Consider the following 17405-nt stretch of genomic DNA (forward strand, 5'->3'; position numbering starts at 1 on the left):
AAAGCGTGATGGGTCATGCGGGGGTCAGCCACAGCGTCGCGAGCGGCGGCAGGCGCAACGTCGCTGACCACGGCTGGCCGTGCGCGGGCACGTCCTGCGCCCACGCAGCGCCGTCGTTGCCGGCGTTGGTGCCGCCGTACACGGCCGCGTCGGTGTTCATCAGTTCGCGCCACTGTCCGGGCGCGGGCAAGCCGACGCGATAGCCGCTGCGCGGCACCGGCGTGAAGTTGCAGATCGCAACCACTACGCGGCCGCTGTCGTCGCGGCGCGCGAACGCGAGCACGCTGTTGTCGCGATCGTCGCCGATCAGCCACGTGAAGCCGGCCGCATCGCAGTCGAGCGCATGCAGCGCCGGCTCGGACGCGTACGCGCGGTTCAGGTCGCGCACGAGCCGCTGCACGCCGCGGTGCGCGGGCGCGTCGAGCAGATCCCAGTGCGGCGTCCCGTCGTGCGCGAACTCCGACCACTGCGCGAACTCGCTGCCCATGAACAGCAGCTTCTTGCCCGGATGCGCCCACATGAAGCCGAAGTACGCGCGCAGCGTCGCGAGCCGCTGCCACGCGTCGCCGGGCATTTTCGCGGCGAGCGAGCCCTTGCCGTGCACGACCTCGTCGTGCGACAGCGGCAGCACGAAGCGCTCGGAGAAGGCATAGACGAGCCCGAACGTCATCCGGTCGTGGTGATAGCGGCGATGGATCGGGTCTTCGTGCAGATACGCGAGCGTGTCGTGCATCCAGCCCATGTTCCATTTGAAGTCGAAGCCGAGCCCGCCGTCGCCGGTCGGCGCGGTCACGCCCGGCCACGCGGTCGACTCCTCGGCGATCGTGACGACGCCCGCCGGCGCGGCCGCGCCGTGCAGCGCGTCGTTGAGCGTGCGCAGGAACGCGACCGATTCGAGGTTCTCGCGCCCGCCGTACACGTTCGGCACCCATTCGCCTTCCTTGCGCGAATAGTCGCGGTACAGCATCGACGCGACCGCGTCGACGCGGATCCCGTCGACGTGATAGCGGCGCGCCCACGCGAGCGCCGACGCGATCAGGAACGCGCTGACCTCGTTGCGCCCGAGGTTGAACACGCAGGTGTTCCAGTCCGGATGCATGCCTTCGCGCGGATCGGCGTGCTCGTACAGCGCGCTGCCGTCGAACTGCGCGAGCCCGTGCGCGTCGTTCGGAAAATGCGCGGGCACCCAGTCGACGATCACGCCGATGCCGGCCGCATGCGCGCGGTCGACGAAGCGCGCGAAGCCGTCGACCGGCCCGAAGCGCGCGGAAGGCGCGAACTGCGCGAGCGGCTGATAGCCCCACGAGCCGCCGAACGGGTATTCGGAGATCGGCATGAATTCGACGTGCGTGAAGCCCATGCCCTTCACGTACGGAATCAGCCGCTCCGCGAGCTCGTCCCACGTCGCGCTGCGGTCCATCTCCTCGGGCACGCGCTGCCACGACTCGGCATGCACCTCGTAGATCGACCACGGCACCCGGAACCGCCGCCCGGCGTCGGGCCGCGCGTCGATCCAGCCCGCGTCGTGCCATCCGAAGCCGTCGAGCGCGGCCGTATCGGCGACCACCGACGCGGTGCGCGGCGGCGCCTCGGTCGCGCGCGCGCACGGGTCGGCCTTGTGCGGCAGCAGGCTGCCATCGGCCGCGCACAGCTCGTACTTGTAGTGCTCGCCGGGGCCGATGCCGGGCACGAACAGCTCCCATACGCCCCACGGACGCCGCAGCCGCATCGGATGGCGGCGACCGTCCCAGCTGTTGAAGTTGCCGACCACCGACACGCGCTGCGCGTTCGGCGCCCATACCGCGAAGCGCACGCCGTCGACGCCGTCCACGCGGAGGGGCGTCGCGCCGAGGCAGTCGAGCACGGCGGCCGGGTCGCCGGCCGCGAAGCGGGCGAGCGCGGCGTCGTCGAGCAGCGTGCCGAATGCGTAGGCGTCGTCGGTCACCTGCTGCGCGTCGGGCCAGTCGATCGCGAGCCGGTAGCGGCCGTCGTGCGTGATGGTGCCGGCGAAGCAGCCGGCCTCGTCGACGCACGCGAGCGCGCCGAGCTCGTCGCCGCCGGGCGTCACGGCGCGCACGCGCAGCGCGCCGGGCAGCAGCGCGCGCACCACCGTGCGCCCGGCCTCGCCGTGCGGGCCGAGGCACGCGAACGGATCGGGATGGTGGCCGCCGAGCAGGGCGTCGATATCGCGGCGGTCGAACAGCGTGTCGGTCATCGGGTGCCTCCGTGGTCGGACGCGGCGTGCGCGTCCAGCAGGCGTTCGACGAGCGCGGCGAGCCCGCCGACCGGCACGCCGAGCCAGTCGGGGCGGTTCGCGGCTTCATAGCAGAGCTCGTACGACGCCTTGTCGATCAGGAACAGCGCGAGCAGGCGATCGGCGTAGCGCGGATCGACGAAGCGTTCCGGCGCATGCTCGGCCGCCGCGCGATAGCACTCGACGAAGCGGTCCGCGGCTGCCTGCCCGAAGCGGTCGAACAACGCGCGCTTGCGGCCGGCCGCCTGCGGCGGCACCTTCTCGATCGCGAACTGCGCGGTCGCGCTCACGTACGACAGCGAACGCAGCAAGCCGGCGACGTCGCGCAGCGGATGCGACTTCGCGCGGCGGCGCTCGAGCGCGCGCGCCGGCTCGCCCTCGAAGTCGATCAGCAGCGCGTCGCCCTGCACGTCGAGCACCTGGCCGAGATGGAAGTCGCCGTGGATGCGCGTGCAGACCGCGTCGAGCGTGCGCGGCACCAGCGCGCCGAGTGCCTGCACGGCCGCGTCGCGCGACGCGAGCAGCGTCTCGGCCGCGTCGCGGGCGCTCGGGTCGAGCGCGTCGAGCCGTGTGGCGAGCACGTCGAGCGCATGGCCGAACGAGGCAATCGCGTCGACGCACCAGCCGTCGACGTGCTCGGGCGTCGCGCGCTCCGGCGCGAACGCGGCGTCGTCCGACGGCTGCGCGAGCGCGACGTGCAACTCGCCGAGCCGCGTGCCGACGACGCCCGCGAACGCCGCGTAGCCGAGCAGCGCATCGGGCTCGCCGTCGCGCTCCGCGGGCTCGCCGTCGCCGACGGCCGGCAGCGCCAGCTCGTCGATCGCGCGCTTGAGGAAGTCGAACGAGCGCGTCCACGCGTCGCCCTGGTTGTCGACGTAGCGTTGCAGGATCGCGACCGTGTGCGGCGTGCCGTCGGGATCGACGTGCACGACCTCGCCGGCGAGCGTCGCGGTGTTCGCATAGCCGATCCGCGTCAGGTAACGGCTCATCTCCGCTTCCGGATGCACGCCGTGCGCGACCTTGCGCACCAGCTTCAGCACGATCGCATCGCCGATCACGAGCGAGCTGTTGCTCTGCTCGGCGGCGAGCCAGCGCACTTCGGCATCGTCGCCGGGATCGAGCGCGGCGAGCGCCTGCTCGGGCAGGAACTCGAGGCGGCCGCCGTCGGAAGTCGGCACGGTCGCGCCGTCGCGCAGCATCCGCAACATCCCGCGCCCGAAGGCCGGCAGCGCGAACGCGTCGGTCAGATGGCCGACCGTGTGGCCGCGCCGCACGCGGGCGAGCGCGAGCTGCGCGAACAGCGGGTTCGACGTTTCGCCGCCCCATGCGGCCGCGAGCGGCACCACGTAGCGTTCGACGTCGCCGCCGTGGGTCGTCACCCATGCCTCCGCGTACTGGAACGGCTCGTCAGGCATCGGCGTGACGACGTTCAGCCGCGCGTCGCCGATCTTGCGGTCCTTCGACGCGAACCAGCGGCGCCGCGTGAGCCACGACGACAGCGCGTCGTGCGCGAGCGTATGCAGCTGGCCGACGTCGGGCCGCTGCTCGCCGCGCCGCATCACGATCGTCACGTATTCGGGCAGCGGCTCGGCCTGCGGCTGCCGCCACGACGGCTCGCGGCCGTGCTCGGACAGCACGAACCACAGGAAGCCGTACGGCGGAAACGTCAGCAGGTAGGTGAGCTGCCCGATCGGCGGGAACGGCGAGTCCGACGTCATCTCGATCGGCACGCGGCCCGCGAATTCGGACAGATCGAGCTCGACCGCCTGCGACGCGCGCGATAGGTTCGCGACGCACAGCACCGGCTCGTGGCCGTCCAGCTCGCGCAGGTAGGCGAGCACCTTGCGGTTCTCGGGGCGCAGGAAGCGGATCGTGCCGCGGCCGAACACCTGGGTCGCGCGGCGCGTCGCGAGAATGCGGCGGGTCCAGTTCAGCAGCGAGTGCGGGTCGCGCGTCTGCGCCTCGACGTTGATCGCGTCATAGCCGTACAGCGAGCCCATCACGGGCGGCAGCACCAGCAATTCCGGATCGGCGCGCGAGAAGCCGCCGTTGCGGTCCGACGACCATTGCATCGGCGTGCGCACGCCGTCGCGGTCGCCGAGGTGGATGTTGTCGCCCATCCCGAGCTCGTCGCCGTAGTAGATCACCGGCGTGCCGGGCATCGACAGCAGCAGCGAGTTGATCAGCTCGATGCGGCGCCGGTCGCGCTCCATCAGCGGCGCGAGGCGGCGGCGAATGCCGAGATTCAGCCGCGCGCGCCGGTCGCTCGCGTAGGTCTGCCACAGCAGGTCGCGCTCGGAGTCGGTCACCATCTCGAGCGTCAGCTCGTCGTGATTGCGCAGGAACACGGCCCACTGGTTGCTCGGCGCGAGCGCCGGCGTCTGCCGCATGATGTCGAGGATCGGGAAGCGGTCCTCGCTCGCGATCGACATGTAGATGCGCGGCATCAGCGGGAAGTGGAACGCCATGTGGCATTCGTCCTCGTTGCCGAAATACTCCTGCACGTCTTCCGGCCACTGGTTCGCTTCCGCGAGCAGCATGCGGTTCGGATACTCGGCGTCGATCGTCGCGCGGATCCGCTTCAGGATCGCGTGCGTCTCGGGCAGGTTCTCGTTGTTGGTGCCTTCGCGCTCGACCAGATACGGCACCGCGTCGAGCCGCAGCCCGTCGATGCCGAGGTCGAGCCAGAAGCGCATCACCTGGATCACCTCGCGCACGACGGCCGGGTTGTCGAAGTTCAGGTCCGGCTGGTGCGAGTAGAAGCGGTGCCAGTAGTACTGGCCGGCGACCGGATCGTGGGTCCAGTTCGAGGTTTCCGTATCGAGGAAGATGATGCGCGTGCCCGCATACTTCGTGTCGGTGTCGGACCACACGTAGTAGTCGCGATGCGTCGAGCCGGGCTTGGCGCGCCGCGCGCGCTGGAACCACGGGTGCTGGTCGGACGTGTGATTGATCACCAGCTCGGCGATCACGCGGATGCCGCGCGCATGCGCCTCGCGGATGAAGCGGCGCACGTCGGCGAGCGTGCCGTAGTCCGGATGCACGCCGCGATAGTCGGCGATGTCGTAGCCGTCGTCGCGGCGCGGCGACGGATAGAACGGCAGCAGCCAGATCGTGTCGACGCCCAGCTCGGCGATGTAGTCGAGCTTCATGATCAGGCCGGGGAAGTCGCCGATCCCGTCGTTGTTCGAGTCGTAGAACGACTTCACGTGCACCTGATAGATGATCGCGTCCTTGTACCACAGCGGATCGTCCGTGCTCAGCGCGGGCTCGCGGCGCCGCGCGCGGCGCGCGCGCGCGGTGCCGGCCGGTGCGACGGACGCGAACTGCGCGCGGCGCACGTCGTCGAGGGAATCTTCGCGTTTCATCATCCGTGTGCTCCCGAAAGGCGCCGGGCCTCGCCCGGCTCGGGCGCCGCCGCTCGCGCGGCGCCGGGCGACGGCGCGAGCCGCCAGATCGCGTACGGCCGCACGTGCGGGTCGAGCGATACGTATTGACGATGGCCGCGCCAGGTCTCGGCATGGGCGGCGTCCTGTTCGAGCGCGTCGAGCGGCTCGCCGTCGACCAGCCCGAAGCCGCGCCACAGCGACGCGTCCAGCGTGAAGTCGGTGGCCTGCGGATGCCACGGGTCGAGGCTGATCGCCACCACCACGACGCTGTCGTGGGCGGGCGTCGCCTTCACGAACACGAGCACCTGATCGTTGTCCGCCGGGACGAACGTGAGGCCGAGATGGGTCTGCAGCGCCGGATGGTCGCGCCGCGCGCGGTTCAGCCGCGCGACTTCGCCGCCGATATGCGCGGCCTTGCTCCAGTCGCGCGCGCGCAGCTCGTATTTCTCGGCGTCCGCATATTCCTCGCTGTCGGGCAGCGGCGCGGACTCGCCGATCTCGAAGCCCGAATACATGCCCCACGAGCCGGCGAGCGTCGCCGCGAGCGCCGCGCGGATCACGAACTGGGAGCGCGGCGCGTTCTGCAGGTGGCGCGGATTGATGTCGGGCGTATTGACGAAGAAGTTCGGCCGGAAGAATTCGCGCGGCGGGCCGGCCGTCAGCTCGGTCAGATACTCGATGAACTCGTGCTTCGTCTCGCGCCACGTGAAGTACGTGTACGACTGCGAGAAGCCGACCTTCGCGAGCCGGTACATCATCCCGGGGCGCGTGAACGCCTCCGACAGGAACACGACGTCCGGATGCCTGCCGCGCACGTCCGCGATCATCCACGCCCAGAACGGCAACGGCTTGGTGTGCGGGTTGTCGACGCGGAAGATCCGCACGCCGGCTTCGACCCAGAACAGCACGGCGTCGCGCAGCGCGACCCACAGGCCGGGCAGCGCATCGGGCGCGTAGAAGTCGGGGTTCACGATGTCCTGATAGCGCTTCGGCGGATTCTCCGCATAGCGCAGCGTGCCGTCCGGGCGCCACGCGAACCAGCCGGGATGCGCGGCGAGCCACGGATGATCGGGCGAGCACTGGATCGCGAAATCGAGCGCGATCTCGAGCCCCTGCGCGCGCGCCGCGTCGACCAGCGTGCGGAACGACTCGAGCGTGCCGAGCTGCGGATGCACGGCCGTGTGGTCGCCGTCGGGCGAGCCGATCGCATACGGGCTGCCGACGTCGTCGGGGCCGGCGCTCAGCGTGTTGTTGCGGCCCTTGCGCGCGGTCGTGCCGATCGGATGGATCGGCGGGAAATACAGCACGTCGAAGCCCATGTCGCGGATGCGCGGCAGCTGCGCGATCACGTCGTCGAAGGTGCCGTGCCGATGCGCGTCGTTGCTCGCCGAGCGCGGAAACATTTCGTACCAGCTCGAGAAGCGCGCGGCGCGGCGCTCGACCTCGACCGCGTACACCGTCTCGTCGTGCGTGACGAACGGCCGGTAGCGCAGTGCCGCGTATGCGTCGGCGAGCGCCGGCGCGCCGAGCATCGCGAGCCGTGCTTCGTGCGACGCGTCGCCGAATTCGTCGGCGAGCCGCTGCATCTGCGCGATCGCGCGGCGGTCGGCCGGCGCGGCCTGTTTCAGGGCGGTCGCGAGCAGCAGTTGCGCTTCGCGCAGCTCCAGCATCACGTCCTGGCCGGCCGCGCGCTTCTTCGCGACGTCGGTGACGAGCGACGCCCAGTCGTCGCGCCATGCGACCACGCGGAACGCGTGACGGCCGAGCCGGTCGAGCACGACGCTCGCGTGCCAGCGATCGTTCGGCTCGGCGACGAACGGCACCTCGCGCCAGTCGTCCTCGTCGTCGGCGCGCCATTGCAGCACGGCCGACAGATGCGCATGGCCGTCCGTGAAGATCGATGCGTGTACAACCAGCGTGTCGCCGATCACGCGCTTGATCGCGAAGCGCCCGCCGTCGACGGCCGGCTCGACGCGCTCGATCGCGATCCGGTCGGCCGCGAGCGCCGCCGATAGCGCGGTGCGCTCGCGGGCCGCGTCGGCGCGCGTCGTCGCGGGCGGGGCGCGCCGGGCGTCGAGCACCGCATAGCCGCCCGGCTCCAGCGTGAACGCCTCGAGCGCGGCCGAGCCGCGCTTGCGCGTGCCGCCGGGCGCGGCGACATGCGTGAAGCCGCCCGGCACGCCGGGCAGGATCGCCGCCGGGTCGACGCGTGCGGGCGCGTCCAGATCGGGATTCAGCGCGACGACGAGCGCCGTGTCGTCGTGTTCGAGCGACGGGCCGCTGCCGCGCAGCAGTACGGTCGCGGTCGCGCCGGGCGCGCTCAGTTGCGCGATCTCGCCGCGTTGCGCCGCCAGCGGCGTCGCGCGGCGCCACGCGTTCGCATCGGCCAGCGCGCCCGACAGATCGAAGCGCGCGCCGTCGAACGCGGCGCGATAGCGCGCGGCGTCCGCGTCGCGCGTCATCAGCGGCAACGCGACGCCGCGCTCGAAGCCCATCGGCACGAGCCAGCCGGTGCCGAGCGCCGCCGCGGTCCACATGGCGCGGTGGTACGCGCGCACCAGCACCTCGTCCGGCGCGCCATGCCAGTCTTCCGCGATGCGCGGGCCGTCGAACGCATCGGGGCACGCGATCGGCGACGCGATGCGGCGCAGCAGCCGGTGCTCGTCGACGAACCACGGCGCGCGCAGATCCCACCAGCGCGCCGACGAGAACACGCCGTCGAAGCCGGCCGCCTCCAACTGCACGAGCGCGTCGCGCGCATGGCCGGGCACGCCCGCGAGCACCGCGACGTCGGGGCGCGCGCGGCGCAGCGCCGCGCGCCACGCGGGCCACCATGCGGCCGGCAGACGCTGCGGCGCGTCGATCAGGAAGCCGGCCGCGCCGGCATCCGCGTACGTGACGAGATGTTTGCACCACCACGCGCCGAGCCCGTCGTGCGCGTCGTGCGGCGCATCGTCGCCGAGCTGCGCGTGCGCGACGTCCATCTCGTGCGCGGCGCTGCGCGGGTCGATCAGGGCGTCGTCGTGCGCGCGCTCGACGTACCAGTCAGGATGCTCGCTGCGCAGCGGGTTGACGCGCGCGATGCGGTCCGGCACGACTTCGAGCATCACGCGCAAGCCGTGACCGTGCGCGAGCTGCGCGAGCCGCGAGAAGGTTTCGAGCGCGCCGGCGCGCGTCGCGAACGCCGCGGCCGGCCGGTGGAAGTCGGCGACGTGACGCGGAAAGCCCGCGGCGCTGGCGGCCCAGAAGCTGCCGATCAGCACGTGGTCGAAGCCCATTCCCGCGATGTGCGCGAACGTGGCGGGCCATGCGTCGAGCGGGCCGACGAGGCGCGCGTCGCAGAAGTAGACATGCGGGGCGAAGGGCGATGTGACGTTCATGAGGTGCGGATGAGGATCGTGACGAAGGGCGGACGGCGGTTTGCGTCGCAACCGGCGTGCCTGCTCCGTTTTGCGCTTGGGGCCGCGCGCCGCAACGGGCGCTCGCGGCGCTGCGGCCGTCACGCTGTCGTTTTTACATGCGGGTGGCACGACATCTGCATCGCGTGAGCGGCGACGACGGGCCGGCGTCGCGCTGCGTCACATGCGCGGGATCGAGCGGATATCCGAGCTTTCGCCCGTGGCCGGATCGTGGTCGGTGGAAGGAATCGGCACGCCGACGTCGTGCCGCACCGGCATGCCGCGCTCCATCCGGTGCGCGAACGCCGGCGGCGTGTCGACTTCGTCGCCGAAGCGCGCGCGCACGAACGCGCGCAGCAGTGCGACGCGCAGGTTCGGCGCGCGGGCCGCGCAGGTCGACGGGCCGTCGTCGAAGCGCGCATCGCATTCGACGCCGTCCGCGCGCCGCACCACGCGCAGTTCGACCGCGTGCTCGAGCACCGCGCCCGCATCGGCCCACGACGCCGACGGCGCGAACTGCGCGTCGAGCCGCCGCAGCGCGTCGCATGCGGCGGTCACGATCACCTGCGGCTCGACGGCCGTGAAGCTCAGCGTGTCTTCGTCGTCCGCGCACAATGCGCGTGCGCACCAGTAATCGAGGGCCGTTCCGGTGAGTTCGTCGGTTCGCATGGGCAAGGCTCCGTGAGGCTCCATGAAGGGAATGCGCTCAGCCCGCAAGCGGTGTGCCCGCGCCCGGTTCCACGCGCATCTGCGCGACCAGCGGATAGTGATCGGATGCGTGGCGCGCGAGCATGCTGCGATGCACGGCCACGTCGACCAGCAGCTCGCCCGGGTGGATCCAGATGCGGTCGAGCGAGAACACCGGCCACGCGGTCGGGAACGTGCGCGGCGCGGGCGCGCGGCGGAACCGCGTGGTCAGTGCCTGCAGCGCGCGGCCGCGCACGAACCATTCGTTGATGTCGCCCATCAGGATCACCGGCATCGCGCCGGTGTCGAACGCGGCGAGCAGCCGCTGCACCTGCGCGCTGCGCTCGTTCGCCGACAGCCCGAGGTGGGTCGCGACGACGCGGATCGGGCCGGCGCTGCAGTCGATGTCCGCGTCGAGCGCGCCGCGCGGCTCGCGCTGATGAAACGACAGGTCGAGCGTGCGCGCCGCGCGGATCGGGCAGCGCGACAGCACCGCGTTGCCGTAGCGGCGCTCCGGCGTGTCGATGGTCGGGCCGGCTGCCGCGTGCATGCCGGTCGCGTCGCGCAGATGCGCGAGCACGTCCGGCGCGCGCGTGCCGCCGAGCGGCACTTCCTGCAACGCGATCACGTCCGCATCGAGCTCGCGGATCACCGCGACGATGCGCTCGACCGCGCGCGCGGGCCATGCGCCGTAGCCGCCGTGGATGTTGTACGTCGCGATCCGCAGGTCGTGCCCGCGCGGCGCGCCGGCCGGCGCGGCGTCCGACGTGACGATGTCCGGCGGCGGCGCCGCTTGCGTGCTCAGCGCCATCGTCGCAGCGCCCGGACGAGCAGCACCGACAGGCCGACCAGCGCGATGCCGATCGCCGTGAGCCACGCGAACGCGCCGGGATCCGGATGGCTCAACGCGGCGGTCAGCTGGTGCGCGAAGGTGACCGTCAGCACGATGCCCGGCAGCATCCCGATCGCGGTGCCGATCAGGTAGTCGCGCAGCCCGATGTGCGACGCGCCGGCCACCAGGTTCACGATCGTGAACGGCGCGATCGGCAGCAGCCGCAGCACGGCCATCGCGACCACGCCGCGCCGGCCGATGCGTTCGCTGAGCCGGTTCGCGCGCGAGCCGGCCAGCCGTCGCACTGCGTCGCGCCCGAGCCAGCGGCCGATCCCGTAGGTCGCCGCCGCGGCCGCCATCGTGCCGACCGACGCATAGGCGAGGCCCGGCCACGCGCCGAACACGAGGCCCGTTACGGTGATCAGCAGCGTGATCGGCACCGACAGCGTCGCCGCGAGCACGTAGCCGGCGAGCAGCAGCGCGGGCGCGCCCGGCAGTTGCGCGGCGCGCATTGCCGCGCGCGCGAGCGACGCGACGTTCAGCTCGTGGCCGAGCGGCGAGAAGCGCCACGCGAGCGCGAGCGCCGCGATCAGCAGCACGGCCGCCCCCAGCACGAAGAAACGCGCGGTCAGCGATCGATGCTGCTCCTGCGGGACGAACTCGCGTACGAAGCGGTCCGGCTCGATCGGCTGCTCGGGGTCGAGGCGCGCGCTGACCGGCACCAGCGCATCGAGCTGCGGCGTCACGGCCGGCTCCAGCGTGCGCAGCGTGCGTCCGTCCTTCGCGCGCAGCCGGTCGAGCGCGACATTCGGCCGTTCCGGCTGCGCGAACGCGTCGGCGACGACCGCGGGCGTCGTGCCGAGATGTTCGGCGAGCAGCCGGTCGCGCAGCGCGGCGATCGCCGCGCGGATGCGCGGCTCGCCGGCCGCGACGAGCGCGACGCAGCATTCGGTGTCGAGCGCCATCGAGCGGTTGTTCAGGTTCGCGCTGCCGATCACCACGCATTCGTCGTCGACGATCGCGAGCTTGCTGTGGACGTTCACGCAGCCGTCGCCGAGGCCGTCGACGTGCGGATAGAGCAAGCGGTAGCGGTCGAAGCGGTCGGCCGCCTTCAGCGTGCCGTGCAGCCGCGCACGCAGCACGCCCATCGTCGCTTCCTGCAGCCAGCCGCTCTGCACGCGCGGCGCGACCACCGTGACGTCCGGCCCGTGCGGGTCGGCGAGGCGCGCGCTCAGCGCATCGCGCACCACCGCCGCGGTGAAGTACTGGTTCTCGATGTACAGATGGCGACGGGCGGCGCGGATCGTGTCCTCCACCAGCGCGCGCACCTGCGACACCGGTTCGCGGTCGCGATGCCGCGGCGCCGTATAGGCGATGCCGAGTTGCACGTCGCGCACGTCGACCGGTACGCCGGGCGGCCAGGGATCGACGTCGTCCTCGTGATCGAGATGGCGATGCGCGCGGATCGCGATGCGGCGCCCGCACGCATTGAACCAGCGCGTGCGCGCCTGCTCGCCGATCGCGGCGGCCGCGTCGCCGTCGAACATCGCCTGCACGTCGTGGAACGGCCCGTACGGCATTCCGCGCGCGTCGCGCCGGCGCGGATCGTCGGCTGCGTGGGCCGACGTGTCCCAGCGCGCGACCGTCAGGTCGAGGCCGCCGACGAAGGCGAGCCGGTCGTCGATCACGACCAGCTTCTGATGATGCGACGCGCCGCGCGGATGCGAATCGTCGAGACGGAAGCGGATGCCGCGATGCGCGCGCCACGCCGCGCGATAGACCGGCGGCCAGTCGCGCTCGAGCGCGTAGATCATCGCGAAGTCCCATGCGAGCACGTAGATGCGCAGGTTGTGCCGGGCGGTCGCGAGCGCGTGCAGGAACGGGGCGAGCGTGTCGGGCAGCCCGTCGTCCGCGCCGTCGGGCGCGAGCTGCATCCGGCTGTCGACGTCCCAGCCGAGGATGAACACCGTGTGGCGCGCGCGGCGCAACGCGGCGCGCAGCGTCGGGAAATACGCGGCGCCGTCCACCAGCGTCGTGAAGCGGTCCGCATGACGGATCGCGTCGCAGTTGCGGCCGCGTTCGAGCAGGCCGTGGCGCGTGGGCTCGTCCGCGGGCGACCAGGCCGGTACGGCGTCGTCGCGCGCGTTGACCGCGAACGGCCGGTGCGTCGTCTGGTCGGGCGTGCTCATCGGGCGCCGGCGTCGCGGTTGCCGTCGATACGTTGCAGCAGCACGTCGCAGCGTGCGCGCAACGCCTTCAGCTCGGGCGACGCGAGGTCGATGCGAATCCGCTCGACGCCTTCCGGGTCGCCGTACGCGCATGCGATCTCGTAGATGCCCTGCGCAATCAGCAGCGACGCGTGCGCGATCCTGATCCGGTCGAGCCAGTCGCATTCGGCGTGATGGCACGCGAGCCACGCGCGCAGCGCGCCGACGACCTGGCTGACGGTGAGCCACTCGCCGCCGCGCATGCGCGCCGCGAGCTGGCTCGTCACGAGGTAGGAGAGCAGGTCCGTCTGGGTCACGCGAAACTCCTTGACGAGTTGTCGTTGTCGGGGCAACAGGTGCGCACGCCGGTGATGCCTTTCAGCGTCCGGCAGATCGCCGCAAATTCCGCTCCGCTCGTGCGCGAGAACGACACCGAGATGTCGTCGGTATCGGGGTCGTCGTCGGATTGCTGGACGATGAAGCGCTTCACGCGCACGCGGCCGTTGCCGAGCGCGTCGTGCAGCGTCGCGAGCGTGAGGCCGCCGCGCTCGACGACGAGGCGCAGCGTGCGCTGCTGCCGTTGCGCGATGAAGCGGCGCTCGAGCGGCTTCACGCCGGCGAGGATCACGAGCACGATCGCGGTTGCGCCCAGCGCCGCGACGTACATGCCGCCGCCGGCCGCGAGGCCGATGCCGGCCACGGCCCACAGGCTCGCGGCCGTCGTCAGCCCGCGCACCACTTCGCCGCGCAGCAGGATCGAGCCGGCGCCGAGAAAGCCGATGCCCGACACCACCTGCGCGGCGACCCGCGACGGATCGAGCACGACGCCTGCCTGCCCGTGCACGTCGGCGAAGCCGAAGATCGAGACGAGCATCACGAGCGCGGAGCCGACGCACACCAGCATGTGCGTGCGCAGGCCCGCGGCCCAGTTGAGTCGCTCGCGCTCGAGCCCGACCACGCTGCCGAGCAGCGCGGCGAGCAGCAGGCGTCCGAGAAGTTCGATATGGCCGATCATCGTGGCCTCACTTTTTATCTGGCGTACCGGAGCGGTGCGATGTGCAATGGGGACGCAAGGGGCGTGCCGGGCGCGGAGGCGCGGGCATGTCGTATGCGCGCGGGCAGCGCGGCGTGCGCGCCGATCATGCGGCGCGCATTTTTTTCATGTCATCGCAGATAAGCACAGGGGGCCAGCATGGAGCATCAACCCGATGCACAGGTGCGCGATCCGTATCGCGGCCACGAGATACGCGTGTGGGCGCGCCGCAACGAACGCGGCGCGTGGGCGGACGAGGTGCAGGTGTACGTCGATGGCGCGCGCATCGAGCTGTTCGTGCCGGAGCCGGCGAATCCGGAGTGGGCGTCGGAAGAGGAGGCGCTGCGCGCGGGCGTCGAGCGTGGACGTTATCTGATCGACAAGCGGCTCGACGACGATTGAGTCGCGTTGATGCCGCTTGATGCCCGTCGATGCGCGGTCGGTCGGTATGGCGTTTGCGTACCGGCCGGCCGCGCGCCTTGTCACCCGATGCCGATGCCGGCGCCGTGCCGGGAGGAACCATGAACGATCCGCGTACGCTACACATCTACCGTTACGATCCCGACCGCGACGCCGCGCCGTACATGCAGCGCTACGAAATCGACGTGAGCGCCGACGACCGCATGCTGCTCGACGTGCTCGGCCGCCTGAAGCACGACGACGAGACGCTGTCGTACCGGCGCTCGTGCCGCGAGGGGATCTGCGGCTCCGATGCGATGAACATCAACGGCAAGAACGGGCTCGCGTGCCTGACCAACATGAAGACGCTGCCGCGCGAGATCGTGCTCAGGCCGCTGCCGGGGTTGCCGGTGGTGCGCGATCTGATCGTCGACATGACGGACTTCTTCAACCAGTATCACTCGATACGGCCTTACCTGATCAATGACACGACGCCGCCTGAACGCGAGCGGTTGCAGACGCCGGAGGAGCGCGATCAGCTCGACGGGCTGTATGAGTGCATTTTGTGTGCGTGCTGTTCGACGTCGTGCCCGAGCTATTGGTGGAACCCGGACAAGTTCGTCGGGCCGGCGGGGTTGCTGCAGGCGTATCGGTTCATTGCCGATTCACGCGATATGGCGACGGCCGAGCGGCTCGATAATCTCGAGGATCCGTATCGGCTGTTCCGGTGCCGGACGATCATGAATTGCACGGATGTGTGCCCGAAGGGGTTGAATCCGACGAAGGCGATTTCGGAGATTCGGACGATGTTGGTCAGGAGGACGGTTTAGGGGGCGGGGGGCTCAGCGATCCGGGCGAACGCGACGCGCGTACCGTATTTTTGCTGGAAACTACGGTCGCGATTTCGTCGAGACGCTGAAACTTGGCGCCGAGTTCGTGCGCGGGGAACCGGGTCTTGTCTGCATCACCTCGTTGCGATGAATGCGGGCTGCTTTTGCCCGTGGATTCGTGTAACGCCGGGAAGCCGGTGATGGATTGTCCCGTCTCGTTACGGGATTCGGGTTCGCGGCAATACGACGCCCCGTCCCACGACCCCCGCACGCATCCGAATCGACCTCACGGCCGCGCGGCCACCTCGTCGAGATGCCGCAGCAAATCGGCCGGATCGTCATACACGCGCAGCGCGCCGGCGCGCTCCAGTTCGTCGCTGCCGTAGCCGCCCGACAACAGGCCGACGCCCAGCGCGCGACAGCGGCTCGCCGCGAGCATGTCCCAGATGCTGTCGCCGACCACGACGCTATGCTCGATCTGCACGTTCAACTTCGCCGCGGCCGTCAGGAACAGATCGGGGTCCGGCTTCGCATACTTGACCTGATCGCGCGTGACGACCACGTTCTTCGCCGGATCGACGCCGAGCGCCTCCAGATTGATGGCCGCGGTTTCCATGCGTCCGCTGGTCGCGATCGCCCAGCGGATGCCGGCGTTCGACAGCGCGGCCAGCAGCTCGCGCGCACCGGGCAGCGGCCGCACCTGCGCGCGCAGCCGCTGGTAGGCGGCCGCATGCAGCCGGGCGAGCCGTTCGACGCGGTCGGCGTCGATGTCGCCCGACGTTTCGCGCAGCAGCTGGTTGAGGAACAGCCCGCCGCTCATCCCGATCTTGCGGTGGATGCGCCATACCGACAGCTCGATGCCTTCTGCATCGAGCGCTTCCTTCCACGCGAGCACGTGCTGGTAGACGCTGTCGACGAGCGTGCCGTCGAGATCGAACAGAAATGACGTTTCAATGCGCATGTGAATCTCCTGGCCTGGTGACATTCGGGCGAATCGTTCGCGAAGGGTTGCGCACATTATCGGCCCGCCGACGTGTCGCCGCCATGTCGCCCTCGCGCCATGTCGCCCTCGCGCCGCGGCGGCATGGCGGGCGCCGCTGTACAATCGGCGCGATGCGCGGGGCGGCACTGCCCGGCACGCTCCGTTACGGCCCGCGCACGCGCGCCCAACCTTCGTCGAATTCCCGTATGGCAACTCCGGACGCCGTCAGTTCCGAGCAGTCGTGGTGGGGCGTCCTGGCCCTCGCGCTCACTGCCTTCATCTTCAACACCACCGAGTTCGTGCCCGTCGCACTGCTGAACGCCATCGGCGACAGCCTGCAGATGCAGCCCACCGCCGTCGGCCTGATGCTGACGATCTACGCGTGGGCCGTCGCCGTCGTGTCGCTGCCGCTCACCTTCGTCACGCGTCACGTCGAGCGCCGCAAGCTGCTCAGTTGCGCGCTGCTCGTGTTCGTCGCCAGTCACGTCGTGACCGGCGTCGCGTGGAATTTCACGGTGCTGATAATCGGGCGGCTCGGCGTCGCGTGTGCGCATGCGGTGTTCTGGTCGATCTCGGTGCCGCTCGCGGTGCGCCTCGCGCCGAGCGACCGCAAGAGCCGCGCGCTGAGCCTGCTCGCGATGGGCACCGCGATCGCGATGGTCGCCGGCATTCCGCTCGGGCGCGTGATCGGCGAAGCGCTCGGCTGGCGCGTCACGTTCCTCGTGATCGGCGCGGCGGCGGCCGTCGCCTTGCTGCTGCTGCGCGCGACGCTGCCGACGCTCGCGAGCCAGGGCGCCGGCTCGCTCGCCAGCATCGGCACGTTCCTGCGCAAGCCGGCGCTGGTGTCGCTGTACGCGATCACGGTGCTGGTCGTGTCCGCGCACTTCACGTCGTACACGTACGTCGAGCCGTTCGTGCAGACCGTCAATCATGCGAGCAGCAGCCGGATCACCTACGTGCTGATCCTGTTCGGCGTCGCGGGGATGCCCGCGGCCATCTGCTTCAACCGCGTGTTCCCGGAGCGGCCGGCCGACTTCCTGCTCGCGTCGATCGTGGCGTTGTCCGCGTGTCTGCTGGTGCTGTTTCCGAGCGCGCTGAACATCGTCACGCTGTCCGTGCACACGCTGGTGTGGGGCGGCGCGATCGTCTGCTTCGGGCTCGCGATGCAGGCGTGGGTGCTCAAGCTCGCGCCGCACGCGACCGATCTCGCGGTGTCGATCTTCTCGGGGCTGTACAACGTGGGCATCGGCGCCGGCGCGCTGCTCGGCAACCATATCGCCGCGGATTTCGGCCTCGCGTGGGTCGGCACGTTCGGCGGCGTGGTCGGTATCGTGTCGGCCGCGATCGCGTGGGCCGCGTTGCGGCTGCATGAGCGACGCGCGTCAGCGTAGGGC

General features: G+C 70.9%; 12 protein-coding genes. 3 read left to right on the forward strand and 9 right to left on the reverse strand.

Going from position 1 to position 17405, the window contains the following annotated elements; translation table 11 throughout:
- Positions 1-13: 13 nt before the first annotated feature.
- The 8 genes from glgB to AK36_RS26440 all read right to left on the reverse strand — a co-directional run bounded on the left by glgB (position 14) and on the right by AK36_RS26440 (position 13782).
- Positions 14-2215, reverse strand: a complete 2202-nt coding sequence (gene glgB / locus AK36_RS26405) for a 1,4-alpha-glucan branching protein GlgB (RefSeq protein WP_045579601.1) — start codon at positions 2213-2215, stop codon at positions 14-16.
- The gene (gene treS, locus AK36_RS26410) at positions 2212-5622 is read right to left on the reverse strand and encodes a maltose alpha-D-glucosyltransferase (protein WP_045579602.1); all 3411 of its coding nucleotides are present in this window, start codon (positions 5620-5622) and stop codon (positions 2212-2214) included. The genes glgB and treS overlap by 4 nt, the downstream gene beginning before the upstream one ends.
- On the reverse strand, positions 5622-9023 hold the full coding sequence (locus AK36_RS26415; RefSeq protein ID WP_045579603.1) for an alpha-1,4-glucan--maltose-1-phosphate maltosyltransferase: 3402 nt from the start codon (positions 9021-9023) through the stop codon (positions 5622-5624). The genes treS and AK36_RS26415 overlap by 1 nt, the downstream gene beginning before the upstream one ends.
- A 198-nt stretch (positions 9024-9221) precedes the next feature.
- Positions 9222-9710 (reverse strand): phage protein NinX family protein, encoded by a 489-nt coding sequence (locus AK36_RS26420; RefSeq protein WP_045579604.1) that lies wholly within the window; start codon positions 9708-9710, stop codon positions 9222-9224.
- 37 nt (positions 9711-9747) lie between these two features.
- A complete protein-coding gene (locus AK36_RS26425) occupies positions 9748-10539 on the reverse strand; it encodes an endonuclease/exonuclease/phosphatase family protein (RefSeq protein WP_045579605.1) in 792 nt (263 codons plus the stop codon).
- The gene (locus AK36_RS26430) at positions 10530-12749 is read right to left on the reverse strand and encodes a VTT domain-containing protein (RefSeq protein ID WP_045579606.1); all 2220 of its coding nucleotides are present in this window, start codon (positions 12747-12749) and stop codon (positions 10530-10532) included. The genes AK36_RS26425 and AK36_RS26430 overlap by 10 nt, the downstream gene beginning before the upstream one ends.
- Positions 12746-13084: a hypothetical protein gene (locus tag AK36_RS26435; RefSeq protein ID WP_045579607.1), complete on the reverse strand. Its 339-nt coding sequence runs from the start codon at positions 13082-13084 to the stop codon at positions 12746-12748. Before AK36_RS26435 ends, AK36_RS26430 begins: the two co-directional genes overlap by 4 nt.
- On the reverse strand, positions 13081-13782 hold the full coding sequence (locus AK36_RS26440; protein WP_011879956.1) for an MgtC/SapB family protein: 702 nt from the start codon (positions 13780-13782) through the stop codon (positions 13081-13083). The genes AK36_RS26435 and AK36_RS26440 overlap by 4 nt, the downstream gene beginning before the upstream one ends.
- Before the next feature lie 177 nt (positions 13783-13959).
- Between AK36_RS26440 and AK36_RS26445 the strand changes: the two genes are divergently transcribed.
- Positions 13960-14202 carry a DUF6566 family protein gene (locus AK36_RS26445; protein ID WP_011879957.1) on the forward strand — a complete coding sequence of 81 codons (243 nt, stop codon included), beginning with the start codon at positions 13960-13962 and terminating at the stop codon, positions 14200-14202.
- 119 nt (positions 14203-14321) lie between these two features.
- The gene (locus AK36_RS26450; RefSeq protein WP_045579608.1) at positions 14322-15029 is read left to right on the forward strand and encodes a succinate dehydrogenase/fumarate reductase iron-sulfur subunit; all 708 of its coding nucleotides are present in this window, start codon (positions 14322-14324) and stop codon (positions 15027-15029) included.
- Between the two features lie 286 nt (positions 15030-15315).
- Here AK36_RS26450 and AK36_RS26455 read toward each other — a convergent pair whose 3' ends face one another.
- The gene (locus tag AK36_RS26455) at positions 15316-15990 is read right to left on the reverse strand and encodes an HAD family hydrolase (protein WP_011879959.1); all 675 of its coding nucleotides are present in this window, start codon (positions 15988-15990) and stop codon (positions 15316-15318) included.
- Between the two features lie 227 nt (positions 15991-16217).
- On the opposite strand from AK36_RS26455, the gene AK36_RS26460 reads away from it, so the two are divergent.
- Positions 16218-17402 (forward strand): sugar transporter, encoded by a 1185-nt coding sequence (locus AK36_RS26460; RefSeq protein WP_045579609.1) that lies wholly within the window; start codon positions 16218-16220, stop codon positions 17400-17402.
- Positions 17403-17405: the final 3 nt, after the last annotated feature.

Origin of the sequence: Burkholderia vietnamiensis LMG 10929 (assembly GCF_000959445.1) — a bacterium.
Lineage (GTDB): Bacteria > Pseudomonadota > Gammaproteobacteria > Burkholderiales > Burkholderiaceae > Burkholderia > Burkholderia vietnamiensis.